This window comes from Methylocella silvestris, assembly GCF_002891535.1.
GTDB lineage: Bacteria > Pseudomonadota > Alphaproteobacteria > Rhizobiales > Beijerinckiaceae > Methylocapsa > Methylocapsa silvestris_A.
Genome location: NZ_PDZR01000001.1, coordinates 720,639 through 746,894 on the forward strand (window position 1 = coordinate 720,639; position 26,256 = coordinate 746,894).

At 62.0% G+C, this 26,256-nt stretch carries 32 protein-coding genes; 22 read left to right on the forward strand and 10 right to left on the reverse strand.

Translation table 11 applies throughout. The features are described from left to right. Positions 1-843: an ABC transporter permease gene (locus tag CR492_RS03385; RefSeq protein WP_102842247.1), complete on the forward strand. Its 843-nt coding sequence runs from the start codon at positions 1-3 to the stop codon at positions 841-843. Positions 844-858: 15 nt separating this feature from the next. Here the strand turns inward: CR492_RS03385 and CR492_RS03390 are convergent, their stop codons facing one another. Continuing rightward, on the reverse strand, positions 859-1,257 hold the full coding sequence (locus CR492_RS03390; RefSeq protein ID WP_102842248.1) for a c-type cytochrome: 399 nt from the start codon (positions 1,255-1,257) through the stop codon (positions 859-861). 162 nt (positions 1,258-1,419) lie between these two features. On the opposite strand from CR492_RS03390, the gene CR492_RS03395 reads away from it, so the two are divergent. The 5 genes from CR492_RS03395 to ggt all read left to right on the forward strand — a co-directional run bounded on the left by CR492_RS03395 (position 1,420) and on the right by ggt (position 7,882). Further along, positions 1,420-2,475: an ABC transporter substrate-binding protein gene (locus CR492_RS03395; protein ID WP_102842249.1), complete on the forward strand. Its 1,056-nt coding sequence runs from the start codon at positions 1,420-1,422 to the stop codon at positions 2,473-2,475. Between the two features lie 3 nt (positions 2,476-2,478). Further along, on the forward strand, positions 2,479-3,219 hold the full coding sequence (locus tag CR492_RS03400) for an ABC transporter permease (protein ID WP_102842250.1): 741 nt from the start codon (positions 2,479-2,481) through the stop codon (positions 3,217-3,219). Continuing rightward, a complete protein-coding gene (locus CR492_RS03405) occupies positions 3,212-3,913 on the forward strand; it encodes an ABC transporter ATP-binding protein (RefSeq protein WP_102842251.1) in 702 nt (233 codons plus the stop codon). The genes CR492_RS03400 and CR492_RS03405 overlap by 8 nt, the downstream gene beginning before the upstream one ends. Before the next feature lie 59 nt (positions 3,914-3,972). Further along, on the forward strand, positions 3,973-5,940 hold the full coding sequence (recQ, locus tag CR492_RS03410; RefSeq protein WP_102842252.1) for a DNA helicase RecQ: 1,968 nt from the start codon (positions 3,973-3,975) through the stop codon (positions 5,938-5,940). 151 nt (positions 5,941-6,091) lie between these two features. Then, positions 6,092-7,882: a gamma-glutamyltransferase gene (gene ggt / locus CR492_RS03415; protein ID WP_102842253.1), complete on the forward strand. Its 1,791-nt coding sequence runs from the start codon at positions 6,092-6,094 to the stop codon at positions 7,880-7,882. A 4-nt stretch (positions 7,883-7,886) separates the two neighbouring features. Here the strand turns inward: ggt and CR492_RS03420 are convergent, their stop codons facing one another. Further along, the gene (locus CR492_RS03420) at positions 7,887-8,276 is read right to left on the reverse strand and encodes a lysozyme inhibitor LprI family protein (RefSeq protein ID WP_102842254.1); all 390 of its coding nucleotides are present in this window, start codon (positions 8,274-8,276) and stop codon (positions 7,887-7,889) included. Between the two features lie 349 nt (positions 8,277-8,625). Here CR492_RS03420 and flgD point away from each other — a divergent pair, with 349 nt between their 5' ends. Further along, positions 8,626-9,018: a flagellar hook assembly protein FlgD gene (gene flgD / locus CR492_RS03425; RefSeq protein WP_102842255.1), complete on the forward strand. Its 393-nt coding sequence runs from the start codon at positions 8,626-8,628 to the stop codon at positions 9,016-9,018. Continuing rightward, positions 9,015-9,281 carry a flagellar biosynthesis protein FliQ gene (gene fliQ, locus CR492_RS03430; RefSeq protein ID WP_102842256.1) on the forward strand — a complete coding sequence of 89 codons (267 nt, stop codon included), beginning with the start codon at positions 9,015-9,017 and terminating at the stop codon, positions 9,279-9,281. The genes flgD and fliQ overlap by 4 nt, the downstream gene beginning before the upstream one ends. Before the next feature lie 261 nt (positions 9,282-9,542). On the opposite strand, the gene CR492_RS20380 is transcribed toward fliQ, so the two are convergent. Continuing rightward, a complete protein-coding gene (locus CR492_RS20380) occupies positions 9,543-9,743 on the reverse strand; it encodes a hypothetical protein (protein WP_146030154.1) in 201 nt (66 codons plus the stop codon). Positions 9,744-9,752: 9 nt separating this feature from the next. On the opposite strand from CR492_RS20380, the gene flhA reads away from it, so the two are divergent. The 9 genes from flhA to CR492_RS03475 all read left to right on the forward strand — a co-directional run bounded on the left by flhA (position 9,753) and on the right by CR492_RS03475 (position 16,395). Next, a complete protein-coding gene (flhA, locus tag CR492_RS03440) occupies positions 9,753-11,843 on the forward strand; it encodes a flagellar biosynthesis protein FlhA (protein WP_102842258.1) in 2,091 nt (696 codons plus the stop codon). A 71-nt stretch (positions 11,844-11,914) separates the two neighbouring features. Further along, positions 11,915-12,424 (forward strand): flagellar biosynthetic protein FliR, encoded by a 510-nt coding sequence (locus CR492_RS21320; RefSeq protein ID WP_280951512.1) that lies wholly within the window; start codon positions 11,915-11,917, stop codon positions 12,422-12,424. Continuing rightward, positions 12,412-12,594: a flagellar biosynthetic protein FliR gene (locus CR492_RS21325; RefSeq protein WP_280951511.1), complete on the forward strand. Its 183-nt coding sequence runs from the start codon at positions 12,412-12,414 to the stop codon at positions 12,592-12,594. Before CR492_RS21320 ends, CR492_RS21325 begins: the two co-directional genes overlap by 13 nt. Before the next feature lie 86 nt (positions 12,595-12,680). Further along, entirely contained in the window at positions 12,681-13,097 is a 417-nt protein-coding gene (locus CR492_RS03450; RefSeq protein WP_102842259.1) for a hypothetical protein, read from the forward strand. 28 nt (positions 13,098-13,125) lie between these two features. Next, positions 13,126-13,605: a rod-binding protein gene (locus CR492_RS03455; RefSeq protein ID WP_102842260.1), complete on the forward strand. Its 480-nt coding sequence runs from the start codon at positions 13,126-13,128 to the stop codon at positions 13,603-13,605. Further along, positions 13,602-14,144 carry a hypothetical protein gene (locus CR492_RS03460; RefSeq protein WP_102842261.1) on the forward strand — a complete coding sequence of 181 codons (543 nt, stop codon included), beginning with the start codon at positions 13,602-13,604 and terminating at the stop codon, positions 14,142-14,144. Before CR492_RS03455 ends, CR492_RS03460 begins: the two co-directional genes overlap by 4 nt. Positions 14,145-14,179: 35 nt before the next feature. Next, positions 14,180-14,590, forward strand: coding sequence for a hypothetical protein (locus CR492_RS03465; RefSeq protein ID WP_146030155.1), 411 nt, complete (start codon positions 14,180-14,182; stop codon positions 14,588-14,590). A gap of 339 nt (positions 14,591-14,929) precedes the next feature. Further along, on the forward strand, positions 14,930-15,499 hold the full coding sequence (locus CR492_RS03470; RefSeq protein ID WP_180982399.1) for a hypothetical protein: 570 nt from the start codon (positions 14,930-14,932) through the stop codon (positions 15,497-15,499). A 326-nt stretch (positions 15,500-15,825) separates the two neighbouring features. After that, on the forward strand, positions 15,826-16,395 hold the full coding sequence (locus CR492_RS03475) for a hypothetical protein (protein ID WP_146030156.1): 570 nt from the start codon (positions 15,826-15,828) through the stop codon (positions 16,393-16,395). 178 nt (positions 16,396-16,573) lie between these two features. Here CR492_RS03475 and CR492_RS03480 read toward each other — a convergent pair whose 3' ends face one another. Then, complete coding sequence (locus tag CR492_RS03480) at positions 16,574-17,026, reverse strand: PilZ domain-containing protein (RefSeq protein WP_102842265.1); 453 nt, start codon at positions 17,024-17,026, stop codon at positions 16,574-16,576. Then, positions 17,023-17,262 (reverse strand): hypothetical protein, encoded by a 240-nt coding sequence (locus CR492_RS20385; RefSeq protein ID WP_146030157.1) that lies wholly within the window; start codon positions 17,260-17,262, stop codon positions 17,023-17,025. The genes CR492_RS03480 and CR492_RS20385 overlap by 4 nt, the downstream gene beginning before the upstream one ends. 268 nt (positions 17,263-17,530) lie before the next feature. On the opposite strand from CR492_RS20385, the gene modA reads away from it, so the two are divergent. The 5 genes from modA (at position 17,531) to CR492_RS03510 (ending at position 21,513) form a co-directional block, all read left to right on the forward strand. Further along, positions 17,531-18,328, forward strand: a complete 798-nt coding sequence (gene modA / locus CR492_RS03490) for a molybdate ABC transporter substrate-binding protein (RefSeq protein WP_102842267.1) — start codon at positions 17,531-17,533, stop codon at positions 18,326-18,328. Positions 18,329-18,342: 14 nt separating this feature from the next. After that, on the forward strand, positions 18,343-19,035 hold the full coding sequence (gene modB / locus CR492_RS03495; protein ID WP_102842268.1) for a molybdate ABC transporter permease subunit: 693 nt from the start codon (positions 18,343-18,345) through the stop codon (positions 19,033-19,035). Further along, the gene (gene modC / locus CR492_RS03500) at positions 19,032-20,120 is read left to right on the forward strand and encodes a molybdenum ABC transporter ATP-binding protein (RefSeq protein WP_102842269.1); all 1,089 of its coding nucleotides are present in this window, start codon (positions 19,032-19,034) and stop codon (positions 20,118-20,120) included. The genes modB and modC overlap by 4 nt, the downstream gene beginning before the upstream one ends. Before the next feature lie 154 nt (positions 20,121-20,274). Further along, complete coding sequence (locus CR492_RS03505) at positions 20,275-21,024, forward strand: SDR family NAD(P)-dependent oxidoreductase (RefSeq protein WP_102842270.1); 750 nt, start codon at positions 20,275-20,277, stop codon at positions 21,022-21,024. Between the two features lie 147 nt (positions 21,025-21,171). Beyond that, positions 21,172-21,513, forward strand: coding sequence for an ArsR/SmtB family transcription factor (locus CR492_RS03510; protein ID WP_102842271.1), 342 nt, complete (start codon positions 21,172-21,174; stop codon positions 21,511-21,513). On the opposite strand, the gene CR492_RS03515 is transcribed toward CR492_RS03510, so the two are convergent. From CR492_RS03515 to CR492_RS03535, 5 genes are read right to left on the reverse strand one after another with little or no spacing between them, the layout of a single operon-like run. Next, complete coding sequence (locus CR492_RS03515) at positions 21,490-22,206, reverse strand: ABC transporter ATP-binding protein (RefSeq protein ID WP_102842272.1); 717 nt, start codon at positions 22,204-22,206, stop codon at positions 21,490-21,492. The two genes, CR492_RS03510 and CR492_RS03515, sit on opposite strands and share 24 nt — an antisense overlap. Continuing rightward, on the reverse strand, positions 22,203-23,000 hold the full coding sequence (locus tag CR492_RS03520) for an ABC transporter ATP-binding protein (RefSeq protein ID WP_102842372.1): 798 nt from the start codon (positions 22,998-23,000) through the stop codon (positions 22,203-22,205). The genes CR492_RS03515 and CR492_RS03520 overlap by 4 nt, the downstream gene beginning before the upstream one ends. Further along, positions 22,997-23,845 (reverse strand): branched-chain amino acid ABC transporter permease, encoded by an 849-nt coding sequence (locus CR492_RS03525; RefSeq protein WP_102842273.1) that lies wholly within the window; start codon positions 23,843-23,845, stop codon positions 22,997-22,999. The genes CR492_RS03520 and CR492_RS03525 overlap by 4 nt, the downstream gene beginning before the upstream one ends. Beyond that, a complete protein-coding gene (locus tag CR492_RS03530; RefSeq protein ID WP_102842274.1) occupies positions 23,845-24,723 on the reverse strand; it encodes a branched-chain amino acid ABC transporter permease in 879 nt (292 codons plus the stop codon). The genes CR492_RS03525 and CR492_RS03530 overlap by 1 nt, the downstream gene beginning before the upstream one ends. Before the next feature lie 27 nt (positions 24,724-24,750). Then, positions 24,751-25,881, reverse strand: coding sequence for an ABC transporter substrate-binding protein (locus CR492_RS03535; RefSeq protein ID WP_102842373.1), 1,131 nt, complete (start codon positions 25,879-25,881; stop codon positions 24,751-24,753). Between the last annotated feature and the right edge of the window lie 375 nt (positions 25,882-26,256).

Below are 26,256 nucleotides of genomic sequence, written 5' to 3' on the forward strand. Positions count from 1 at the left end.
ATGAGCGTTCAGTCCGCCGCGCCCGTCGAACCACGCGGCTTCAGCCTCGTCCAATATGCCGTCTGCCTCAAGGGGATCGTCTGGCGCGAGGCGCTACGGTTCCTGCATCAGCGCGAGCGCTTCGTCTCGGCGCTGGTGCGCCCGCTGGTCTGGCTGTTCATTTTCGCCGCGGGCTTTCGCTCGGTGCTCGGCGTCTCGATCATTCCGCCCTACGACACCTATGTGCTCTACGACGTCTACATCACGCCGGGACTCATCGCGATGATCCAGCTTTTTAACGGGATGCAATCGTCGCTGTCGATGGTTTATGATCGGGAAATGGGCAATATGCGGACGCTGCTGGTCAGCCCGCTGCCGCGTTGGTTCCTCTTGACGTCAAAGCTTGTCGCCGGCGCATCGGTGTCGATCTTGCAGGTCTACGCCTTCCTGTTGATCGCCTGGTTCTGGGAGATCGAGCCGCCAACGCTTTGGGGCTATCTGACCATTTTGCCCGCGTTGATTTTGTCGGGCTTGATGTTCGGCGCGCTCGGGATGCTGCTGTCCTCGCTGATCCGGCAGCTGGAGAATTTCGCGGGCGTGATGAATTTCGTCATCTTCCCGATGTTCTTCGCCTCAAGCGCGCTCTATCCGTTGTGGCGCGTCAGGGAGGGCAGCCCGTGGCTCGCCTTCGTTTGCGAAATCAACCCGTTTACGCATGCCGTCGAATTGATCCGCTTCGCCTTCTGGGGACAGGTCAATCTTACGTCATTGGCGGTGGTCGGGGGATGCGCCGCGCTATTCCTCGGCGCCGCCATCATCGCCTATGATCCCTCGCGCGGCATGTTGATGCGGCGCGAGGGTTAGATGATGACGGAAAGCTTATTTCTTCTTTCCGTCGGCGTCGAATTGCGACAGATAGGCGACGACATTGTCGCGGTCGTCTTCTTTCGGGAGGCCGGCGAAGATCATCTTGGTGCCGGGAACCACGGCCTTCGGGTTGGTCAGCCAGGCGTGCAGCTTTTCCGAATCCCAGGTGACGGCGTAAGCCTTTAGGCCATCGGAATAGGAATATCCCGGAGATCCCGCGCCAGCGACGCGGCCGACGATGCCATTGAGCTCAGGACCGACGAAATTCTTGGCCCCTTCGCCAATCTTGTGGCACACGGCGCATTTCTGCTTGAAGAGAGTTTCCCCGGCCGCCGCGTCAGCGGCATAAGCGGCCGCCGTGGGGCCCATGAAAGCAAGCGCCGCGATGATCGAAGCATATCTGAAATTCATAGCTGGTTTCCTTCCCCTTGAGCGATGCGCTGTCGCCCCGGCCGACGCCTGGCCTCTGGACTGAATGAAGCTTACGATCCTTAAGATTGTCGCTCGCCCGAAAAAACATGTATCCTAAGGCAGCGAAAAAAGACAACCCGAACAATCGGAAGCGAGTGGAACTTGAGCGCAGGAAAACGCCTAATCGGGAGAAACGTTTCATTCAACAGGCGGAGCGCGCACAAGGGCGGGCTTGCCGCCGCAGCGGTCATTTGTCTCACCCTGATGATCGGCCTTTGCGGCCGGGCGGAGGCCGCCGACACGCTCCGTCTTGGCGTACAGAAGACCGGCACCTTCGCCTGGGAGCTCGCGGTCATCAAGGCCGAAAAGCTGGACGCCAAGGCGAATCTTGACCTCGTCGTCACTGAGCTTGCCTCGACGGAAGCGGGAAAGATCGCGCTGCTCGGCGGTTCGGTCGACCTCATCATCAGCGACTGGCTGTGGGTCGCGCGCGAGCGTGGCCTCGAAACCAATCTCGTTTTCTATCCCTACTCGACGGCGCTCGGCGCCTTGATGGTTCCGGGAGATTCCGCGGCGCAAAAACTGGACGATCTGCGCGGCAAGACCCTTGGGGTCGCCGGCGGGCCGATCGATAAAAGCTGGCTTCTCCTGCGCGCCCTTGTGCAGCGCGACGGACTGGATCTCAAAGCGCGCGCGCGGGTGGTGTTCGGCGCGCCGGCCCTGCTTTATGAAAAAGCCGTCGCCGGCGAGCTCGACGCCAATCTGACTTTCTGGAATTACGCTGTCGCGCTCGAGTCGCGCGGCTTTCGCCGGCTGATCGGCATGGACGAGGTCGAGCGGAGGCTCGGCGCGAAAGGGCCGCTGGCGATGACGGGCTATGTCTTCGACGAAAGCCTCGCCAAGACCCATGGCGACGCGCTCGCGCGATTCTTCCAGGTCACGCATCAGGCGCGGGAGCGGCTGGCCAGCTCGGACGCGGATTGGCAGAGGATCGGAAAAGAATTGGGAGTTACCGACCCCAAGGAGCTGGCGCTTTACCGGCAACGCTATGTCGACGGTTTTCCGAAGCGCCCGGTCTCGGACGATGAAGCGGACGCCGCCACCCTCTATGCGATCGTGCGCGAGATCGGCGGTCCGGAGCTCGTCGGCGCCGCGACGACGCTGAACCCGGGCGTCTTCTACAAGGGCGCGGGCCAGCGAACGCCGGCGGACCGCTGAGCCGTGCCAGTTCGCCTCCTGTCCTTCCTGCTGCTGCTGCTGCTTTGGGAGGCGGCGTCGACGATCGCCGCTTCGCGCCTCCTGCCGTCGCCGCAGGCCGTGCTGTCCGTCGTCGGCGCGGAGGCGGCGTCCGGCGCACTGGCCTTCAATCTTGCGGCGACGCTTGCGCGCGTCGTCGCCGCCTTCATTCTCGCCATGGCGGTCGGAATGGCCCTTGGCGTCGCCATGGGACGCAGCAAGGCCGTCGACCGTTTTTGCGATCCCTGGCTGATCGTGCTGTTGAACCTTCCGGCGCTCGTCGTCATCGTGCTCGCCTATATTTGGATCGGCCTGAATGAGGTCGCGGCGATCGGAGCAGTGGCGCTGAACAAGCTGCCGAACACGACGGCGACGGTTCGCGAGGGCGCGCGGGCGCTCGACCGCGGCCTCGACGAGGTCGCCGAGATCTTCGCCATGCCGCTGAAGATCCGCATCTTCGACGTCCTGCTGCCGCAGCTTGCGCCCTATCTTGCCGCCTCGATGCGATCCGGCCTGTCGCTGGTGTGGAAGATCGTGCTGGTGGTCGAACTGCTCGGCCGCTCGAACGGGATCGGCTTTGAGATCGGCACCGCCTTCCAGCTCTTCGACGTGACGCGCCTGCTCGCCTATGCGCTGCCCTTCGTCGCCATCATGCTGGCGATCGAGACTTTCGTGGTGCAGCCGATCGAGCGGCGCGTCTCGCGCTGGCGACCGCAGCATGCTTGACGTCAAGGTCACGCGCAAGGCGCTGCGCACCGCCGCGGGGCAGAGGCGGACCATTCTGGGCGAGGTGGCCTTTGGCCTCAAATCCGGCGAGGTCGCGGCCGTGCTTGGGCCGTCTGGCTGCGGCAAGACCACCTTGCTGCGGATCATCGCCGGCCTCGACCGAGATTTCGAGGGCGAGGTCATGCTGCCGTCGCCGCGTAAAATCGGCATGGTTTTTCAAGAGCCGCGGCTGCTTCCGTGGCGGAGCGTGCGGCAGAATCTGCTGCTGGCCGGCGGTGTCGCCGGCCCCGTGCTTGATTCGATCGTCGCCGCGCTCGGGCTCGCCGCCCATCTTGATCATTATCCCGGTGAATTGTCGCTTGGGCTCGCCCGCCGCGTCGCGATCGCGCGGGCTTTTGCGATCAGCCCGACGCTTCTCCTGCTTGACGAGCCTTTTGTTTCCCTCGACTCTGCCCTGGCGCTGCGCCTTCGCGCCGAACTTGTCGCCCTTGTGGAGGCGCAAAGGACGACGACGCTGATTGTGACCCATGACATCGAGGAGGCTGTGGCGCTTGCCGATCGCATCATCATTCTCTCCTCGCAACCGGGCCAGATGGTTGCCGACAAATTCATCGAAACGCCGCGCCTTGCCATGACGCCGGCGGCTGCGGCGCAGGCCAAAATCGAGATCGAGGCGCTGATCGCTGAAGCGTGACGCCGAAAACGCGCAGACTTCTCCGATCGACATCGGACGGCTTAGGAATTTGGAGCAGAATGCAATCGTCCGACGCCCGCACTCCAGCCGCGCCTTCGACCGAGAAGATCGAGGCGCCGGGCCGATCGGGCGAAGCGCGGGATGCGCTCAAGCGATTTTTCGGCTTCGACGATTTCCGTCCCGGACAGCGCGAGGTTCTCGACGCAGCGCTTGCCGGCGAAAACATCCTTGCGGTGATGCCGACCGGCTCCGGCAAATCGCTCTGCTATCAGCTGCCCGCGCTCATGCGGCCGGGATTGACCATTGTCGTTTCGCCGCTGATCGCGCTGATGCGCGATCAGGTGCAGCAGCTGCGCGAGCGCGGAATCGCGGCCGCGGCGCTGAATTCCGTCAACAGCTCGGCCGACAATGCCGAGATCGAAGCCGGACTGCGGCAGCGCCGCTATCGTCTCGTCTATGTCGCGCCGGAACGGCTTGCGCGCGCGGACACGCGCGCCCTTCTTCGCGAGGCGGGCGCCAATGTTCTCGCCATCGACGAAGCCCATTGCGTGTCGCAATGGGGCCATGACTTTCGCCCCGAATATGCCGATCTCTCCACAGTCGCGCGGTCCATTGCGGGCGGCGAGGGCGGCGCGCTGCAGCTCATCGCCGTGACGGCGACGGCGGACCCGCCGACCCGCGCCGAGATCATCGCCAAACTGTTTCCGTCCGCGCCGCGCGTCTTCATCCGCTCGTTTGATCGTCCGAATATTCATCTGGCCATGCGGCGCAAGGCGAATGTCCTCTCCCAGATCGCAACCGAGATCGACCGCCACCGCGGCGAGGCCGGAATCGTCTATTGCGCCTCGCGCAAGGGCGTCGAAAAGCTCAGCGAAACCCTGCGCGCGGCTGGCGTTCCGGCGCTGCCCTATCATGCCGGGCTCGCGCCAGACATTCGCTCGGCGCATCAGGATGAGTTTCTGCATCGTGAGGGCGTCGTGATCGTCGCGACCATCGCCTTCGGCATGGGCATCGACAAGCCGAACGTCCGCTTCGTCTGCCATGCGGATTTGCCGCAGAGCGTCGAGGCCTATTATCAGGAGATTGGCCGCGCCGGCCGCGACGGCCGGCCGGCGGATGCGCTGCTTCTGTTCGGCGAGGCCGACGTCCGGCTGCGCGAACGGCAGATCGCCGAGGGCGAGGCCGCGCCAGAACGCAAGCGCCTCGAGCGACGCAAGCTCAATGCGCTGCTGGCGCTCTGCGAGACGCCGCGCTGCCGCCGGCGCACGCTGCTTGCGGCTTTCGGCGAAGAATCCGGCCCCTGCGGCAATTGCGACATCTGCGAGGGACGCTGGCCCTTCTATAACGGCGCTCTCGCGGCGAAAAAGGCGCTCTCCGCCATTCACCGGACCTCGGGACGCTTTTTTTACGGCCATCTCGCCAATCTGCTGATCGGCAACGCCACAGCGGCCATCGTCAGGCACGGCCATGAATTGTTGCCGACCTTTGGCGTTGGCAAGGAGTTCACGCCGGCCGAATGGCGGAGCGTCTTTCGGCAGCTGCAGGCGGCCGAGCTGATCGAGCAGGCGGCCGACGACCGCGACCGCTGGATCATCACGCCGGCCGGCCGCGATGTATTGACGGGAGGCGCCGCGCTTGAGCTTCGCGCCGAGATCGGCCTGCCGAGCGGCCGGCGCATGGGCGTGACGCAAGCGCTCCAGCGGATCGAGGCCGTCGCCACGGAGGAGGACGCGCCCGTTGGCGAACGCGAGACCCGGCGCGAACGCCTGCCCGACAAGGCCGCGGATCTGACGGCGATGCAGGCGCGCCTCTTCTCGGCCCTGAAGGCGCGCCGACTCGAAATCGCAAGAGCGCAAAAGCAGCCGCCCTTCGTCATTTTTCACGACAGCGTGCTGATCGCGATGGCGAGGGCCCGCCCCTTGAGCCTTGGCGATCTGGCGCTTGTGCACGGCGTCGGCCCGGCCAAGCTGCAACGCTATGGGGCGGCGTTTCTCGACGTGCTGGCGGGGCATGAAGGCGCGAACTGATGGGCAGGGACGCGGAACGCAATCGGTAAGGCGCGCCCTTGGGGACCGCGGCTTGATGAGCGGCCCTGTTGCAGAGCGCCGAAATCGGCTGCAATTCCGATTTTGGCCGTTTCACATAAGATCATCGCAATTCAGCGCGGATGAAGATGTTATGGCTCGTCATCATATAAAAAAATCGCCAATCACAAGACTATGTCTTGGCCTGTTGCCTCGCCGGATCCTCGCCGCCGCTTTGACTGTTGCGATATTCGCGGCCCCGGCGTCGCTCGCAGATACGACGCCACAGACGGCGCCCATCATCGGCCAGGGCGCGCGTTTTCTGCCTGTGTTGGCGGAACATGGGATGGTCGTCACACAGGAGGCGACCGCGACGCGGATCGGCGTCGAAATATTGCGTCAGGGCGGCAATGCGGTCGACGCCGCCGTCGCCGTCGCCTTGGCGCTCGCCGTCACGCTGCCGCGCGCGGGAAATCTCGGCGGCGGCGGCTTCATGCTGGTCCATATCGCAAAGTCGAAGAAAACCACCGCGATCGATTATCGCGAGACGGCGCCGGCCGCCGCAACGCGCGACATGTTCCTTGATGCAAGCGGCGCCGCCGATCCCGACAAATCGCGCAATTCCGGCCTCGCCGTCGGCGTGCCGGGCACTGTCGCCGGGCTGGTCCTTGCCTACCAGCGCTATGGCTCGGGCAAGCTCACGCTTGCCGAGCTTGCGGCTCCTGCGGCGCGCCTTGCCCGCGAGGGCCTCATTGTCGGCGATGATCTAGCCGATTCCCTGCCGCAGGCGCGCCGCCTCGCGCGCTGGCCGTCGAGCGCCCGCATCTTTATGCACGGGGATGGCGCGCCGCTCCGCGTCGGCGAGCTTTTGCTGCAACCGGATCTGGCGAATGTGCTCGAGGCGATCGGGCGCGACGGCGACCGCGCCTTCTACGAGGGCGAGGTTGCGGACAAGATCGTGGCGAGCGTGGCGGCGGCGGGTGGCCGCATGACCCGCGACGATCTCAAATCCTATCGCGCCGTAGAGCGCGAACCTGTGCGCGGGGAATATCGCGGGCGTCAAATCATCTCCATGCCGCCGCCATCCTCTGGCGGGCTTCATGTCATCGAACTTCTCAATATTCTCGAAAGCTTTCCGCTGGCTGACCTCGGACCGGATTCAGCCGCGACCATTCATCTTTTCGCGGAAGGGATGAAGCTCGTCTATGCCGATCGCGCGCGCTATCTTGGCGATCCGGATCAGGTTTCGATTCCGCTCCAGGCGCTCCTCTCGAAAGCCTATGCGGCGCGTCTTCGGTCCGAGATCTCGACGCAGCGCGCAAGGCCCGCCAATGAAATCGCTCCTGTCGATCCAACGCCCTATGAGAGCGATCAGACGACGCATTTCTCCATCGTCGACGCCGAAGGCAACGCTGTGTCAAACACCTACACGCTCAATTTCTCCTATGGACTCGGCCTCGTCGCCGAGGGAACCGGCGTTCTTTTGAACAATGAGCTCGATGATTTCGCCGCCAAGCCCGGGGCGCCGAACGCCTTCGGCCTCACCGGCGGCGAAGCCAATGCGCCGGCGCCGCGCAAGCGGCCGCTCTCCTCCATGGCGCCGACCATGGTCTTTCGGGACGATCAACTCGAACTCGTGACGGGCTCGCCGGGCGGCTCGCGCATCATCACCATCGTTGCGGAAATCATCAGCGACATCATCGATTTCAACATGAACATCGCCGAGGCGACCGCGGCGGCGCGCGTTCACCATCAGGGAACGCCCGATCAACTTGACGTCGAGAGCGGCTTGTCGCCCGACACATTGCGGCTGCTTGAGGCTCTCGGCCACAAAGTTGCGCAGCGGGGGGCCTGGGGATCGGCGCAGAGCATTCTTTGCGGCGGCGGGCTGCTGATGGGGGCGGCGGACACAAGACAGCGCGGCACACTGGCGGCAGGCTTTTAGGGACTCAGTCGCACATCCGGCCGTAAGTCAGGCCGAGGCTTTTTCCAATGGTCGACGCCAGTTCGTCGATGCGCCGGTCGTAGGCCTCGCCGAGGCAGGCGACATCCTGCGCGCAGACGTTGCGTATCTTTGACGCCCAATTGGCCTGAAGCTCCCGCTGATTGTCGCGAAATTCGCGATAAGCCATGCCGCTCCAAGCGGGTTCGACGTCCGTCAGGATCTGATAATAGGCGGCCATTTTGATGTCCCTGGCCTCCAGCGCGGGAACGCTGCAGATCGTCTTTTCCGCGGGCAAGGCCGCCTTGGCGCAGTCGAAGCTCGCCGTCTGCGCCGGCGCCGCCGTGGACATCGCGGCAAGACAGGCGCCGACGAAAAGAAACTTTGGGGCGACCATCGAGACCTTCCATTTTTTTGGGGGAGCGCGCAGACGCCGCCGCAGAAAGACTGTTCCGCGCAGGTCGCGTCAGGTCAAGAGCTAAAGCATCCGCCTGAAAAGCTGAAGGTCTTTTCGACGCGCCGGATGCGTTGAAACAATAGGTTCGAGCAAAAGTCCGTTCAGTGAGATTGATCTTGCTCCAAAGGCGGGCCCGATTCCGAGCCGTACTCATGATTGGCGGCCGCAAAGCTGCCGATCGCGTCAATTCAGTCGAATTCGCGCGATTGAATTCAGCCTGAAGCAAGGCCCGCTCGTTAATCATTTTTTCAAGGTTGTCGAAGGCAAGAGGTGGGCGTCGGTCGCCAACATCAATTCGGTGGCAAGCGCCACAGGGACGAGCGCAAGTGCGTCGACTTCCGCCGCAACCTCGGCGACGGTGGATTATAATCAATTTTTGCAGCTGTTGATTGCTGAAATAAAGAATCAGGATCCAACGAGCCCGACCGATCCAACCCAGTATATGAGCCAGTTAGCTTCCTTCTCCTCGGTCGAACAGCAGGTCAAGACGAATTCGACGCTGGACGCGCTTCTCGCAACGCAGGCTGGAACGCTGATCGGGAAGACGGCGACTTCCGCGGACGGAACGATCAACGGCGTAATCACGTCGGTGACGACGAGCGCGGGCGGCGACGTTACTGCCACGCTGAAGGATGGAAGCACGATCACACTTGGATCGGGCGTCACGATCAGCGCCACATGAACGAGGCAGACGCGCTTGAGCTCATCCGGGTGGCGATCTGGACGATCATCGTTGGATCGGGGCCTCCAGTCGCCGCAGCAATGTTCGTCGGATTGATCATTGCCCTGCTGCAAGCTCTGACGCAGATCCAGGAAACAACGGTGACCTTTGTGCCGAAGATTGTGGTCATATTTTTGGTCATGTCCGTTGGGGGGCCATTCATCGGCGCCCAGATCTATGCGTTCACGGAACATGTCTACGCTCGAATCGAAAAAGGTTTCTGACTGATGTTGGAACGTCGAGGCGCCGCCGGCTTTGGCTTGTGCCAGCCAGCAGTCCCCGCGTCGCGGCGGGTGCGCTGTCAGCGTCACACCGGTTGAGCGCAGCGGCCATGCAAGGCGGAGCCGGCCAGGACCTGGAACCACGCGCGAGCTGGCGCCATGCACGACATAGCTTCGCGACCAATCTTGACCCATCACCCGCTCGAGGCGTCGTTTGGGGACAATAGCGAACTTCAGCAACGAGCGGCGCGGGAGGCCTCCCTCTCACGCGTCGCCAGCGATCGAGGCGGACGGAATCCCATCACCGACGATGAAGCGCTTCGATATCTGCCGGACGTCCGGTTCCTGCTGCGGTGCGCCTTGACCCTGACCCGCCGCGGGTAAATGCAATCCATCGCGCAACGTCAATTTGGCTATGTTCGCGCAAGCTTGGGTAAATAAAAAGCGGACGTCTTCAACGGCCAAGAGCGCTTCATGTCGGATATTGCTTTACGAGGGACGTCTCCGCCTGGGCGAAAGAGCGCTCGGGACGTCGCATTCGCCGCCGGCATCGTCGCTATTCTATCAATCTTTTTTCTACCGATCCCTTCGGTCTTGATTGACATAGGGCTTGCCTTTTCAATAGCGCTTTCGGTCCTCATCCTGATGGTCTCGCTGTGGATTGAGAGACCGCTCGACTTTTCGGCGTTTCCAACTGTGCTGCTTGTCGCGACGCTCTTGCGTCTCGCACTCAACATTGCGACCACACGCCTGATCTTGTCGAATGGCGCCGAGGGCCTGACCGCGGCCGGCTTTATCATCGGCGGCTTCTCAAAGCTTGTGATGAGCGGCGATTTCGTCATTGGTCTCATTGTATTTGCTATTCTCATGACGGTAAACTTTGTCGTCATAACGAAGGGCGCAACCCGCATCGCGGAGGTCGGGGCGCGCTTCACCCTTGACGCGATTCCGGGCAAGCAGATGGCGATCGACGCAGATCTGTCCGCCGGCCTGATCGACGACAAGCAAGCGCAGCGGCGCAGACGCGAACTTGAGGAGGAAAGTTCGTTCTTCGGATCGATGGACGGCGCCTCGAAATTCGTTCGCGGAGACGCCATCGCCGGGCTGATCATCCTTGCGGTCAATATTTTCGGCGGGATCGTCATTGGCGCCACGCGCCACAATATGCCGCTGCAACAAGCGGCCGATGTCTACACGAAATTATCCGTCGGCGACGGTCTGGTGTCGCAAATACCGGCGCTGATCATTTCCCTGTCCGCCGCCCTTCTGGTGTCGAAGGGCGGCACACGCGGCGCCACCGAGGCGGCGGTCTTAAGCCAGCTTATCAGATATCCGCGGGCGCTCCTGGTCGCCGCGCTTCTTATGTTCGGGATGGCGCTGGCGCCAGGTTTGCCGTTTTTCCCTTTCGCGCTTCTCGGCGGCGTGCTTGCTTTCGTCAGTTATGAAGCGCCGAAGCGGATCGCAAGAGACGAAGAAGTCCAGCGCGCGAGACGGGCGGCAGAGGAGCAAGAGGCGCAGAGCGAGGCCAAGGACTCGGTCAAGGAGTCGATCAGATCAGTTGAAATCGAACTGTGCCTTGGCAAGCAACTCGCCACGCGTCTCGTCGCCTCACACAACGAACTCGCGGCGCGCGTCGCCAAGATGCGGCGCAAATTTGCCAAGCAATACGGCTTCGTCGTTCCGGAAATCAAACTGTCGGACAGTTTGGCGATGCCGACCAAGGCCTATCAGATCAAGATTCACGGGACGATCGCCGCGGCGAATGAGCTGAAGATCGGCGATCTTCTTGTCATTATCAACGATGGCCGGCGTCCGAAACTACCGGGGGAAGATTGCCGGGAGCCGGCCTTCGGCATGAAGGCGATGTGGGTGTCATCTGCATTCGCCAACGAGCTGAAGCGTGAGGGGTTTAGTCCGATCGACAATGTCTCCGTCCTCCTGACACATCTTAGTGAGGTCATTCGCAACAATCTTCCACAGCTCTTGTCGTATAAGGATATGCGGACTTTGTTGGATCGTCTGGGGCCGGAATATAAGCGATTGATCGACGATATTTGCCCCTCGCAGATCTCCTATTCTGGACTACAGGCGGTGCTGAAGCTTCTTCTTGCCGAACGCGTCTCGATCCGCAACCTGCATCTCATTCTGGAGGCGATTGCTGAAATCGCGCCACACGCCCGCCGGGCGGAACAGGTGGCCGAACATGTCCGCATGCGCATGGCGCAACAGATCTGCGGCGACCTCTCCGAGGGCGGAGTGCTGAAGGTGTTGCGGCTCGGCAATCGCTGGGACTTTGCTTTCCACCAAAGTCTGAAGCGTGACGCCAAAGGGGATGTGACCGAGTTCGATCTTGATCCGCAAATGGTCGAAGATTTCGGCAAGGAGGCTTCGGCGGCGATTCGTGAACGCATGGATCAGGGGCATCAATTCGTCCTTGTCGCGACGCCCGAGACGCGGCCCTATGTGCGAATGATTGTTGAGCGTCTGTTTGCGACTCTACCCGTCCTTTCCCATCTTGAGATTGCGCGCGGCGTGACCATCACGTCGTTGGGGTCCATCTCTTGACCGCAATTGGATCGAATGCGGTTCTGACCGCCTTCGTTCTTTTCTGCCGCATCGGCGCCTGCCTCATGATCATGCCGGGGATATCCAGCGCGCGCATTCCCGCCCGGGTCAGGCTCTTCGTCGGCTTTGCTATAACGCTTGGGCTGACGCCTCTCTTGTCGGACGAGGTTGGCCCGGCAATTTCCGCCCCGTCGCCTTTTTTGCTGATCCGAACGATCATAAGCGAGAGCCTGATCGGCGGACTTATCGGATTTCTCGGGCGTATTTTCTTCGGGGCGCTGGACGCTTTGGCGAACGCCATAGCCATGGCGATAGGCCTTTCAAGCCCTTTGGCCCCACCAGCTGACGATAATGAGCCGGCCCCGGCGATTGTCTCGCTCATTTCGCTCGGGGCGCTGATGTTGTTCTTCCTGACCAATCTCCATTGGGAGGTCTTGCGCGGGCTGCTTGCGTCCTACTCCGTCTGGCCGGTCTCCGGCTTTTCGACGCACGCCTGGGGCTTGCCGAAATCGGCAATACGCTTGCACGTTCTTTCATTCTGGCGCTGCGCGTCAGCAGTCCGTTTATCGTGTACGCCTTGATCGTCAATCTCGCGATAGGGATTGCATCCCGTTTTGCGCCGCAAATCCCAATCTACTTCATAACAGTTCCAGCCGTTGCGGCCGGTGGATTGTTCCTCCTTTACATCACCTGCCGCAGCCTGTTGGAGCTCTTCATCGCGGGATGTTCCCTGTGGCTTGCTTCGGGCTGATCAGCTTCGGCCGAGCTTCTCCACGTATGTCGGGCCAACGTCATATGTCCCGCCTTGCATCTTTCACAGGCAGCAAAGGACCAGCTATGGACGAGAGGCTTCGCAAGGCAAGGCGCCTGCTCAAGGCAGTTATCGGATTCGATCGACTGGCCGAACAGCGTGTCGCGGACGTCAATCGACGCGCGGCCGAGCTCGAACGAAGACGAGCGGAGCTGGCGGCGTTTATGGCGGCCGAGGATTCAGTTGCGGGCCTGTTTGCGGAGGCGATGATGCGGCGTTTCGATCAGATCGAGAGGCATCGCGTCCGTTTGCGCTCCGAGATCGCCGGCGAGACCGAACGCCGCCTTGAGGCGAGGGGACGGTTGCGACGGGCGGAGACGCTCGTGGATCATCTTGTCAACGTTCAGCGACGCCATGACGAAAAGGCCTTGCTTGAAAGAATGATCGAGGCGTCGCCGCAAATCAGCAAGCAAGGTCCGGGCAAGATTGAAGGTTCATCTTAAGCAGGCCTGAGCGGAAAGGGAGAAAAGCATGTCCATCAATCCTGTCTCGGACATAGTTCTCGACGTTGCTCGAGCGGCCAATCCTGTTCAGGTCGCGGCGGCCGCGGGACGATTGTCGAGTTTTCGCTCTTCCCTGGCGTCGGGCGGGGATTTCTCTCAATTCATCGCTGACGCGACCGGCGGAAGCGGCTTTTCCGTGCGGAGTGAGCCGGGATCATTCAGCGCGTCTGCGCCACAATCAGATCCAGGCGCGAAAGCATACAAGGGGCTTGAGGAGTTCTTCCTGCAAGGAGTCGTCGAAACCATATTGCCTAAAGGGGAGGGGCTATTCGGCGCGGGAACCGCCGGCGACATGTGGCGATCGATGTTGGCCGAGCAATTGGCGAAACAGATCGGCAAATCGATCGATCTCGGGTTGGCGAAATCGAGATCATCCCCGCCTGCAACCCTAAAGAATGAAGCGCATGCCCATCCGTCAATCGTCGATTCGAATCGGGGACAGTCTTGACCACGGACGCCACCGAACGTCACATTGGCCGCGGCGCCAGCGTCCCCGCGGCGCAAGGTTTTGCGGCGCAGATCCCGGTTGACGCCTTTGCGCTTGAAGTCGCGGCGTCCGCAGAAGACTGTTCTTTGCAAATTAGGGGACTTGGGGACGTCATCGATGACGTGCAGCAAAAGGGGACAATGGAAGCGCTTTTGCGCGCAATCGAAAGGCTTGAGCGAACGATCCTTCTTGAAACCGGCGCGCTGGAGCGGAACAGTCTCGTCGATTTACATGAATATAATCATATGAAAAGCCACGGGCTTTTGGAGCTGAAGCGAGCGATCGACGCCTGCCGGGCGCTTGATCGAGCGACTTTCGAGGAAGAATCGAGAGCCGCGCTGGCCGGTCTCCGCACGAAGCTCGAACGCAATCTGGTCGGACTGCGCATGCAGTTGCGGGCCGTTAGCGAGATTGCAACGATCATAGCGCGCGCGATAGAGGATCATGAATCCGATGGAACCTACACCGCGTTGCGTATGGCGAAAGCCGAAATTAAATGATCCGGACAGCCGCGAGTTGCGCATGGATTTTGGCGGTGACATTGACCGCGACCTATCTTGGCGCGACATGGAAATCGCCCCCGGAGCAATCAACGGATTCGCGGCAAAGCCCGGAGCATCTCGAGCGCAAGAAGACAGAGCCGATCAGCGTGCCAGTGATCGCAGACGGCAATGTCGCCGGCTATGTCGTGGCTCAGTTTATCTATCTCGTCGATCCCGAAGCGCTGAAGCGGTTGGCGGCGCCGCCGGACGCCTTCATCACGGACGAGGCGTTTCGGAAACTCTATGTTGAGAAGATCGATTTCGCGCATCTCGAGAAATTTGATCTGCAGGCGTTGACGCGCTTTCTCACCACGCAAGTGAATCGACGGCTCGGGGCCGACATTATCAAGGACATTCTCGTCGATCAGTTCAACTTTATCTCAAAGAACGACATATCGAAGTAGTAGGGTCGTGGCGCCTACAGAGCCGGTCGGGAATGTCACAGAATGGCGCCGAAGAATGGAACCTATGCGCCTTTGGAGCGTCGTTTGTCTCTTCGGGGCGGCCCGCAGCGGCGCTGTTGCCGGATGCTCGGGCATAATCCGATCAGATTGAAGAAATCTGATCGGCATGAACATACTCAAGTTTTTGACTCTGGGCCGATTTCTTCTCGACCGAATGAGTCCATTTGGTCAAGAAGCGCTCTGGCGCGCGAATTGATAATGAAATGTGGAGCCATGTTGCAAAGCAGGGCGAAGTTCCGATCCAGCTGAAATGATCCGCCTAAAGCATAGGGTTGAATGATGGCGCTGCTTCTTAAAGGAAAGGCGATTGAGATGGTCTTCGAGCGGTTAACCTGGATCGGCTTCATGATTGTAGCCGCGGGATGGGCATTGTTGTTTTCGTCGCCGCAGCTGGGCTATGTGACAGCGCGGCTTTCCGGTCAGATCGGCGGGTCGGGCGGCCTTAACTTTGCGCTGGTGGCGCAAAGCGTCATTTTGTGTGGGCTGGGGATCGCGATCATCGGCGCTTTGCAGACCGGATTTGGAGCCTTGAACAAGTTCTTTGAGGCGGTCATGGCGCGTTCTCAGCCGAAGAGTGGTCGCGGTCAGGCGCAAGCTCCGGCCCCGCAAAACCCAGCTAGCCGGCCTTCGCCATCGCTTTCGCCTCAGCCCCCGCTGAAACCTCAGCCTCAGCCGGCAAAGGCCGTGAGCGCGAAGGCGAAGCCGGAGAACGCCAGGAAGATACTTGAGCGCGGATGGGTGAAAGATCGGGCTTACGTTCAATTCGCCGATGGCAGTGTTGAGGTCGAGACCTTGCTTGGACGCCGTATGTTTCCCTCCCTCCAGGAAGCGCAGGAATTCATCGCTTGAGACCGGTTGTGGGTCGGCCTGGTTCGCGCTACGCCGCATGCGCGACGAAAGGGGGGCGACGATAGTGTGGGGACCGGCCTGAAGCATATTCCGATCCGGTTGAGGTGGATGTGCTCGACAAGAATATGCGCCAGCTTTTGAAGCTCAAGGACGTTCTTGCCGACCCAATGAATTTGTTCGGTGGGAAAACGCGCCGGAGCGCCACGCGGGAGGAGGGTTTGATCATGGCGGTCGCAGGAAAATTGTTCAAAAAGGCGCGACGTGGAACGGGCGGAGCGCCGCAGGCCACGGCCGCCGCGGTCGACGGGACGGCGCGACGCAGGCGTTTGTTTTTCGGGTTCGCCTTAACTGCCGCCGCAAAAACCTCTGCGTCGGCGTCGACGAAGGCGTCCTCGATTCACGCGCTGGCGCTGACGGCTGATCATGGGTTGATCGCAACGGGCATTGTTGCTGCGGTCGGGTCGGTGAGCTTTGCCGCAGTCATGATTTCGACGGACAACAGCCGCCCGCTCTTTGGCGGCGTCGAACATCTGATGATCTTTGCGCAGCCGATCGGAGGATCGCATAAGGGCTCCGATGCGGCGCAGGGTTCTTCGCAAAAACATCCGGTGGATTACAGCGCCACCGGTTCGATCGATCATTCCAAGCAGACAGGCCCGGCAGCGGGAGCCATGAACCGCGGGGAGGCAAGCGCTGCCGCTCCCACGGGAGTTCTCAAGGGTTATGTGGTGAAGTTCTCAACCGGGGGCTCTATTGTGGTGCAGAGTCCAAAAGGCAGCTTTGCTGCCGCGCCGGGAGCGTCGCTGCCCGACGTGGGACGAATTCTCTCGATCGAGAACCGCAACGGCCGGTGGGTCGTCGTTACGGAGAGAGGAGCGATTACGGAATCCTATTAGCTGCCTTGGCATGCCGAATCCCTCGGCTCGGGCCGTCGCCCGGAGACAGGCGCAAGGCGGCCCGCGCGAGATGGGCGTCCAGAGCAAGCAGAAATTAGCTAAAGTCAACGTCGATCAGGCTTCGGCCGTGGAGAATTGAAGCATGGACATTTGAAATCGAGGAGGCTTCGAAAGACGCTTAATCAAGGATCGCGTAATAACGATTGCGGAGACAGGACAGCGCGGTTTTGCCGATGGCTCGCGCGCGGCGCCGGGCGACAAACCGCACCCCGAGTTCGTCCTCTTTGCGCCAGACGATTTCGGCGTCCAGCAACCGCTCCGGACAATCCTCATAGAGTCGGATTGCGGCAACTGGCGGAATGTCAGAGAAGAGCCGCAGGCGGGCGCCGCCGTCCGAACGATCGCGGATCTGGCATTCAATCAAAAAGCGATTGTTCTTATCAAGCAGCTTGCCGGACCGCAGGCGCGTGCGGCGCCGCGGCGCGCCTCGTCTGTCCGCGTCATTTTTTGGGGGGCAAACGCAATAGGCGAAATCACCTTTCGCGTTGTCGTCGATTTGCGCGATCTTGGCCGCTTCGAAAAGCAGTCCTGGCGCCTCATCCTCGCACCGGTTACGTGTGCGGCTATTCATGTCGAACCCTCGGCCGCGCTGCTTCCGGAAGCGGGCAGACTACCGCGTTTTCGGAAGCGATTAAACGATTGCTTTTGCGGGTTGGTCTTGTGGTAAACGCCGGCGCGCGGTTTGCGCAACTTGTCGAAGGCGCGCGGCAGCCGCGTTGCAATTGCTTTTTTCAGCGAAGTCGTGTTGCGGAGCGGGGTCCCCTGCGTCAGGCCGGCGACAAAACGCAAAATAGAGCGCAGCGTCATTTTTTCGATCTTCAATCCTTGTCGCCCAACGCTAAACAAATGTCCGCCAAGGGGCGAACGCCTGTCGCGATCATGGCGCTTGCGGCCCTTCTGGGGGCGCCGCCAGCGATCGATCAGCGGACGCGGGGCAATGTGCAACGCGGGGCATTTTATGCGACGGAACGCCGCGTAATGGCAAAGCTCGCTTGCTCATCCTGTATAGACTGGGATATATTGGCGCCGCCATCCAGCGCTGACGCGTTGCGTAATCGCCAAAGGAATTTCGGACATGATAAGGATCGCGCGCCGCACGCTTAACGCAATCGCGCTCGTTTTGACGCTGGCGGCCGGACTGGCTCCGCTGACCGTGGCCGCTCAGGCGCCGGCGGCCGGACCGACGGTCTTTGCCGCCGCCAGCATGAAGACGGCGCTCGACGCCATCGCGGCGTCCTGGACGGCTCAGACCGGCAAGGCGCCGGTGCTCGTCTATGGCTCGTCGGCCGTGCTCGCCAAGCAGATCGAGCAGGGCGCGCCCGCAGACATCTTCATATCCGCCGATCTCAATTGGATGGATTATCTCGACAAGGCGAAATTGCTGCGGGCGGGCACGCGCCGCGCGTTCCTTGGGAATGAACTTGTGCTGGTCGAACCGGCGGACCAGAAGACGACCCTCAAGATCGAGCCGGGGTTCGACCTCGCCGGCCAAACCGGCGGCGGCAAGATCGCGGTCTGCACCATCACTTCATGTCCGGGCGGCGTCTATGGCAAGGAATCGCTTGTCGCGCTCGGTGTTTGGGACAAGGTCGAGCCCAAACTGGCGCAATCGGACAATATTCGCGCCGCGCTCAATCTTGTCGCCCGGGGCGAGGCGCGTTTCGGCATTGTTTACGCTACAGACGCCAAGGCCGAACCAAAGGTCCGGGTTGTCGGCGTGTTTCCATCCTCGTCACACAGCCCGATCGTCTATCCCGTCGCTGTTCTTGAGGGCTCCAAGAATCCCGAGGCGGCGTCTTTCGTCGCATATCTGTCCTCGCAGGCGGCGGTGAAAATTCTGCTCGAACAGGGCTTCTCGATCCTCTCGAAATAAAGCCCCGTCACGTGATGCATCTTTCACCCGAAGAGTGGACCGCGATCTGGCTTTCCCTGCGCATCGCCATCGTTGCGACGATGGCCAGCCTGCCGTTCGGCGTTCTGACCGCCTATGCGCTGGCGCGCTGGAATTTTCCCGGAAAGACGCTTTTTAACGGACTCGTTCATCTGCCGCTGGTGATGCCGCCCGTCGTCACCGGCTTCATTCTGCTGATCCTGTTCGGGCGCAGAGGCGTTTTCGGCCCCTTCCTCGCGAGCATAGGCATTGTTCTGTCCTTTCGCTGGACGGGCGCCGCGCTCGCCTGCGCCGTCATGGGATTTCCTCTGATGGTGCGGGCCATGCGGCTCTCCTTCGAGGGAATCGACCGGCGGCTCGAATTCGCCTCGAGTTCGCTCGGGGCCGGCAGACTGTGGACCTTCGCCCTGATCACTTTGCCGCTGGCGGCGCCGGGCATTATCGTCGGCTCGATTCTCGGTTTTGCGCGCGCGCTTGGCGAATTTGGCGCGACTATTACCTTCGTCTCCAACATTCCCGGCGAAACGCAGACCATCTCGGCGGCGATCTACAGCTTTACGCAGGCGCCGGGAGGCGACGCCGGCGCGCTGCGGCTGACCATCGTTTCGATCGTCATCGCCCTCGTCGCCCTGATCGCCTCGGAAATCATCCAGCGCTGGGCCGAAAAGCGCGTGGCCAGTTTTGAATGATTGAAGTCGACGTCGGTCTCGATCTCGGAACGTTCAAACTTGACGTCGCCTTCGGCAACGGGCGGGGCATCACCGCTCTGTTCGGGCCGTCAGGATGCGGCAAATCGCTGACGCTTGGTCTGATCGCCGGCCTGTCGCGTCCGACAAGAGGCGCCATCATCCTTGACGGGCAGGCGCTCGTCGATGTCGAGAAGGGCGTTTTCCTGCCGCCTTACAAGCGGCGCATCGGCCTTGTCTTCCAGGATTCCTATCTGTTTCCGCATTTGAGCGTGCGGCACAATCTCCTCTATGGGCGCTGGTTTGCGCCGCCCGGCCGCAAGGAGATCGAATTCGACGCCGTGATCGAGACGCTCGGCATCGACAAGCTTTTGGGGCGGCGGCCGGCGCGCCTCTCCGGCGGCGAACGCCAGCGCGTCGGCATCGGACGCGCCCTTCTGTCCTGTCCGAGGCTGCTCTTGTTCGACGAACCTTTGGCGGCTCTCGATATGTCGCGCAAGCTCGAGATCATGCCGCTAATCGAGCGCATCCGTGACGATTTCAAGGTGCCGATTGTTTATGTCTCGCACGCCATCGAAGAAGTTGTGCGACTGGCCGACCGCGTAGTGGTGCTCCAGAGCGGCAAGGTCAAAGTCATTGGCAGTCCGAATGAAGTTTTTGGCGCGGATGTGAGCGCGGTCGACGATCGTTTTGAGCGGTCCTCGGCTCTGACCGTGACTGTGGGCGGCGCGGACGCCGCTTATGGGTTGACCGAACTCGTCCATCCGGCGGGGACGATCTGGATGGTCGGGCCGGCTGGAGCGCCGGGGCGACCGATCCGAATCCTGGTCAAGGCGACCGACGTTATTCTCGCGACAGCCCCGCCGCCGGAAACAAGCATCCGCAACGTGTTGATGGGCGCAGTCAGGAGCATCCACGCCGTCGGGCCGCTCGCCATGGTGGATATCGCTTTGGACGGAGCGGAGCATCTTGCCGCCGTCGCGACCCGTCACGCCGTGGACAAACTTGAGCTTCGACCGGGTTCGCGGGTTTTTGCGCTGATCAAGGCGACGGCGATTGACGAGCGCATGGCCGCCGCATCGTCGTAAGTCGACGTCGGCAGGCCCTATCGTCCGCCCGGAAAAAATAATCGATCTTTGTCACGCAGCCCCTTGAAAGCTATTACCGCTGTCCCAAATAAGCCGGACCAGTCGTTCGATACATGTAAAACTGTCGAAGCATCAGCGGGAAAAAGGGATCATCATGAGCAAATTGTCTGGCAAGACAGCTATTGTAACCGGCGCATCCAAGGGCATCGGCGCGGCGATCGCGAAAAGCCTTGCGGCCGAAGGGGCCGCCGTGGTCGTCAATTATGCGTCGAGCAAGGAAGGCGCACAGGCCGTCGTCGCCGATATCAAGGCGAAGGGCGGCAAGGCCATTGCGGTGCAGGGCGACGTCGCCAAGGAAGCTGACGTGCTGAAGATTTTTGCGGAAACCAAGAACGTGTTCGGCCCCACCGATATTCTCGTTAACAATGCGGGCGTCTATCAGTTCGGCGCCATCGACGAAGTGACAGAATCTGAGTTCCACAGGCATTTCAACATCAATGTGCTTGGGCTGCTGCTCGCCACGCGGGAGGCGGTCAAGCAGTTCGGACCGGAAGGCGGAAGCATTATCAACATCAGCTCCGTAGTCACGTCCTTGAACCCGCCGCAGTCTGTTGTCTATACCGCCACAAAGGGCGCGGTTGATTCCGCGACGCGCGTTCTTTCGAAAGAGCTCGGGTCGCGCAAAATCAGGGTCAATTCGATCAATCCGGGCGTGATCGACACCGAGGGCACCAACGCCGCCGGCATCATTGGCAGCGATTTTGAGGCGCAGTTCGTGGCGCAGACGCCGCTGGGGCGCGTCGGGCAGCCGGAGGACATCGCGCGCGTCGCCGTGTTCCTTGCCTCCGACGAATCAGGCTGGCTCACCGGCGAGTCTCTCGTGGCCTCTGGCGGATTGAAATAGAGCCTGGCGCTTTCCTCCTCCCGCTGCGCATTTTCCTGCAAGGCTTGTGCAAAGTTGCGATAAGAAGGTGAGGCGCGCAAAGAGCTAGCGCGTTTCCTGCGTGAGCGGCGGGCTGGCCTTGGGGCGATTATTCAAAGGATCAAAAACGTGTCGCGACATGGCGGCAGGCAGCTAAGCGGCGATCAGGTTCTCCTGATCGCCAAGGCGTTGAGCGACAAGACGCGTTACGAGATTTTGAAACGTCTTGGCGCGCAAAAGGACGCGCTCGCATGCGTTTCCGTGCGCGATTGCATGCGCGTCAATCCGGCGACTTTGTCGCACCATATGAAAGAGCTTGAACTGGCCGGCCTCGTCGGTGTCACCCGAGAGGGCAAGTTCGCGAGCTACACATTGCGGCGCGATGCGCTGGACGCCTTTATCGCGCAGCTGCAGGACGATCTCGCCGGCTGCGGCGAAACGCACCGATCAGCCGCCGAGATAGGCGGCTGAGACGCCGTCGTGATCGATGAGATCGCGCGCCGGGCCTTCGAGCTTGATCCGCCCCGCCTCGATCACATAGGCTTGGTCGGCGAGCGCGAGGGCGGCGTTGGCGTTCTGTTCGACGAGGAGGATCGTGCGCCCTTCGCTCTTCATCGTCGCGAGGATCGAAAAAATCTCCTCGACCATCAGCGGCGCAAGGCCCATCGACGGCTCGTCGAGCAGCAGCAGCGTCGGATCGGCCATCAGAGCTCGGGCGATCGCCAGCATTTGCTGTTCACCGCCTGAAAGAAGTCCCGCCTGTTGCGTCAATCTCTCCTTGAGGCGCGGAAAGCGCGCCAGCGCGGCGTCGCGTCTTCGGCTGATCTCCGCCGCCGAGGGCGCCAGATAGGCGCCGGCGCGGAGATTGTCGGCAACGCTCATCGCCGCGATAATCTGTCGCCCCTCCGGCGCATGCGCCATTCCCCGCGCGGCGATGGCGTGCGCGGGGCGGTTGGCGATCTCCTCCCCGTTGAGGCGCACGGATCCCGCGCGCAGCTTCAAAAGGCCAGAGAGGGCGCGCAGAATGGTCGTCTTGCCGGCGCCGTTGGCGCCGATGAGGCAGGCAATTTCGCCGCGCCGGACCGCGAGGTCGACGTTGCGGACGACAAGCTTGTCGCCATACCCTACCGTCAGCCCGCGCGCCTCCAGCATGATGTCCGTCATGCCGAATCCCCGCGAACATGCGCCGCGCCCCTGACGCCGAGATAGGCCTCCATCACGGCGGGGTCGGCGCGCACCGCGTCCGGGGGACCTTCAGCGATCTTGCGGCCGAAATTCAAGACCGTGATCGTGTCGCAAAGTCGCATGACGAGGCTCATGTCATGTTCGACCAGCAGCATGGAGATGTTTTGCGCGCGCAGCTTTTCGAGCAGGAGCCGCAGCGCCGCCGTCTCCGCCGGATTCATGCCCGCGGCGGGCTCGTCGAGCAGCAGCAGCTTCGGTTTTGCCGCCAGCGCGCGGGCGATTTCGAGCCGGCGCTGATCGCCATAGGACAGTGAGCCGGCCGGCGCATATTCGGACGGGGAGAGGCCGACGAAGGCGAGGAGTTCGCGCGCCGCTTCAACCGCCGCGCGCTCGGCTTTGCGAAAGCGACCGAGCCGCGTCAAGATTTCGATGAGCGACCCGCCGACATGAAGATGCATGCCGACGAGAACATTCTCGATCGCCGTCATTTCGGCAAACAGGCGGAGGTTCTGGAAGGTGCGGGCGAGGCCGCGTCGCGCCCGCTGCGACGGCGAGAGCCGGTCGATGCGCGCGCCGCCAAGGCATATTTCGCCTTCGTCCTGACGCGTCAGGCCGCTTATCAGGTTGAACAGGCTTGTCTTGCCGGCGCCATTCGGTCCGATCAGCGCGTCGAGGGCCCCTTCGGTGACGCTGAGGTCAAAATCCTCGATCGCGGCGAGGCCGCCATAGCGCAGCGTCAACCCCTTGATGCTGAGCAGCGGCGCGGCGCTCACGGGCGCGCGCCTATGCGCAGGGGACGCCATGGAATCAGCCCATGCGGCATGTAGAGAACTGCGACGACAATAATGGCGCCATTGACGACAAGGCGGAAATCCTGCAGCGGGCGCAGAATTTCTGGCAGCAGCGTCAACACAAGGGCGCCGGCGAGCGACCCGAACGGCGAGCCGACGCCGCCAAGCAGGGCGTAGCTTAAAATCGTCACTGCGGCGTCAAAACCATAGTCGTTCGGACCGATGAAGGAGGAGGCGTGCGCGTTCAGCGCGCCGGCGAGTCCGGCCAGCATGGCCGAGACGACGAGCGCCGTCATCTTGTAGCGGGGAAGATCGACGCCGCTAACGGCGGCCGCTGTCTCGTCTTCGCGGATCGCCTCCATCGCGCGGCCGATGCGCGAGCGCGTAATCAGCATCAGCGCCAGGGTCGCGGCGGCGAGGCAGCCATAGATCAACGTGAAACCCGCCTTGGCGGGAATCCCCGAAAGGCCGAGCGCGCCTCCCGTAAAATCGGATTGAATGAGAAAGATGCGCAAAAGCTCGCCAAGACCGATCGTCGCCAGCGCGAGATAGACGCCGGACAAGCGCAAGGTCGGCGCTCCGATCGCCAGCGCGAAGGCTGCCGGGATCAGCATCGCCGCCGCCAGCTCGAGCGGGAAGGGCAGGCCGGTGTGGAGGCTGAGCAGGGCAGAGGCATAGGCGCCAACGCCCATGAAGGCGGCTTGCCCAAGTGAAAGCTGGCCGATCGCCAACACCACATACATGCTGAGCGCCAGCAGCCCGTTGACGCCAAGCGAGGCGATCAGACTCTGGTAGGTCCACAGAAAATCATCGAGCGCGGCGGGCATCAGGCGCGCCTGACGCTCGCCCGGCCGAACAGGCCGAACGGGCGCGCCCAGAGGGTCAATACGAGCAAAAGGAAGCCGACCGCGTCCTTGTAGATCGACGAAATATAGCCGGCGGTGAGCGCCTCGAGCAGGCCGATCAACAGCCCCGCGATCAACGCCCCGCCGACGTCGCCAAGGCCGCCGAGAATGATGACGGCGAAGCCTTTGAGGGCCATGGTCTCGCCCATATAGGGCGTGATGGCGTTGTGCTCGAGGCCGATCAGAACGCCCGAGGCGCCGGCGATCGCGCCGCAAAGGAAGGACACGCGCCGCATGATCGCGCCCGTGTCGATGCCCATCAGCTCGCCGGCCTGTGGATTTTCGGCCATGGCGCGCATCGCAAGGCCGGTCCGCGTCGCCCGCAAGACGCCGATCAGGCCGGCGGCGAGCAGGCCGGCTGTCATGACAATAGCGATCTGCGTCAGCGAAATGCTCGCCCCATTGAAACGGAACGGAGCGGACTCGATGAGGCCAAGCGGAAAGCGTTGGATCTCCGAGCCAATCAAGGCGGTCATGCCGGTATAGAGAAAAAGCGTCGCCCCGAGCGTGACCATCAGCGAGGCGAGTTCAGGCGCCTGTTGTCGGCGCAGCCGCGACAGCAGCGCAGAGTCGAGAAACACAGCGATGAAGCCCGCCGCGATCGCCGCGAAGGGAAGCGCCAGCGTGATCGGCGCGCCATGCAGCGTCGCAAACAGTGCGAGATAGGCGCCGGCCGAAAAATAGAAGCCATAGGTCAGGTTGACGATTTTCAAGACGCCGAAGGTCAGCGTGAAGCCGAGCGCGAACAGCGCATAGGCCGAGCCGGCGACGATGCCATTGATGATCTGCTGAAGAAGCATGGGCTCGTCTCGCGCGCCGGGAAAACGCTATTTCAAGATGGCGAATTTTCCGCCGGCGACTTCAAGGACGAGCACGCCCGAGACGACGGCTGGGCTGCGGTCCGGCGTAAAGGCGAAAGCGCCCATGACGCCCTCGAATTTGGTCTTGAGCAATGCGTCGCGGATGGCGTCGCCGCTGAGATCCCTGGCCTCGTTCAGCGCCCGCGCCGCAATCTTGATCGTGTCATAGGCCTGCGCTGCGAACTGGTCGGGGTCCGAGCCATATTTGGCGCGATAGGCCTCGATGAACTTCACATTGAGCGGATCGCTCTTGCCGACGAACCATGGGCTGCCGACAAGCAGCCCATCGGCGGCGGGTCCGGCGATCTCAAGCACCTTCGGCGAGTTCATGCCATTGCCGCCGATCGCCCGCACGTTTTGCGGCAGGCCGAGCGCCTGCTTTGCGAGCAGAATTCCGGCGCCGGCGTCGGCCAGCGCCGAGATGACGATCGCGTCGGGATGGAGGCTCGCGATCTTGGTCAGCTGGGCGGAAAAGTCGGTATCCTTGGCGCCGAATGTCTCCGTCGTCAGGACCTCGAAGCCAAGATCGGCGAGCGCCGTCTTCATCACGTCATAGGCCGATTTTGTGAAGGCGTCGTCGCGGCCATAGAGCACTGCGACTTTCTTGACGCCGAGCTTGTCGCGGGCGGCGCGCAGCGTCCCGGGGATCACATCGGCCTCGGGCAAGGAAGTGCGAAACACGAAAGGACCGATGTCGGTGACGCCAATCGCGGTCGTCGACGTGCCGATGATCGGCGTCTGGCGCTGGTTGGCGATCGGGCCGACGGCGAACATTTCGGTCGACAGCGTCGGACCAAGCAGCAGCGGAACCTTGGCGCGGCCGATCAGCTGGCGCGCGGCGTTGATCGCCTGTTCCTTGCTTCCGGCGGAATCCTCATAAGCGATGGCGAGGGGGGCGCCGCGTACGCCGCCGGCGGCGTTGATCTCCTCCACGCCGAGGTCGAAGCCCTGCTTGATGGCGACGCCATATTTGGCGTTCGGCCCGCTCAAGATTTCGATCGCGCCGATCGTAAGCGGATCGGCGGCGTGCGAGAAACCCGCTGAAGTGACGAATGCGGCGGCGAAGAGGGTGCGAAGGATTGGGCGGAACAGGTTCATCTTGCGGCTCTGGAGGGCGAGCAAACGGTCTAGACCGAAGCGTTGCCGATTCCTAGATCACGATGTTGTAGGCCCGCATCAATCTAAAAGCATTGTGATCGCCGCCAGACGTTCGTGCGCAAAACCCGCAACTTCGCGGCCTCGCCCGATGCGCGCCGTTCACGTTTAGTTCAGCTGCGGCTCGGCTGTTTTCGCGAAAATTCGGGAACTCTGCCCGCGCGCCAGGCGTTAAGACATACTTTCGCCTTACAATTGGGCAGGGCGGGGCGCCCGGCCGAAGGAGTGCGTAATGAGACTATCAGGCAAGTTAGCCGCGGCCGCGATTCTGACGGGCGCGCTGATCGCGGCCGCCCCCGCTTTCGCGGGGGGCTATGG